Consider the following 353-nt stretch of genomic DNA (forward strand, 5'->3'; position numbering starts at 1 on the left):
CCAACGCCGGCCCGGTGATGGCTGCGGGTGCCGGTGCCCTTGGCGTGGAGTTGGGCGGTGCAGCGATTTATCACGGCGAGCTGCACCAGCGCCCGCCACTGGGCGAAGGCCCGCCGGCGGATGCGGATTCCATCGAGCGTGGCTGGCAACTGGTGCAGCGCGGCGTGTGGCTGTGGTTGCTGATCCTGTGTGTGGGGGCTGAGTTTTATGCTTGAGCACGGTGGCCGCTTGCGCAAGGCGGCGATGCAGTACGGCATTCCAGAAGCAGACTGGCTGGACCTGTCCAGCGGCCTGGCGCCGTGGCCGTTCCCGATTCCGGACATCCCTCTGCGGGCCTGGGCGCGCCTGCCTGA

1 protein-coding gene and 1 pseudogene are annotated in these 353 nt (G+C 68.6%); both read left to right on the forward strand.

Annotated elements, in window-relative coordinates:
• Positions 1 to 215 (forward strand): cobalamin biosynthesis protein (locus HX846_RS37755; protein WP_178967530.1); only part of this gene is annotated, 215 nt, incomplete at its 5' end.
• A pseudogene (locus HX846_RS37760) lies at positions 208 to 353 on the forward strand (threonine-phosphate decarboxylase); the annotation flags it as partial. The gene HX846_RS37755 and the pseudogene HX846_RS37760, both read left to right, overlap by 8 nt.

This window comes from Pseudomonas sp. K5002 (assembly GCF_013386655.1).
Classification (GTDB): Bacteria; Pseudomonadota; Gammaproteobacteria; order Pseudomonadales; family Pseudomonadaceae; genus Aquipseudomonas.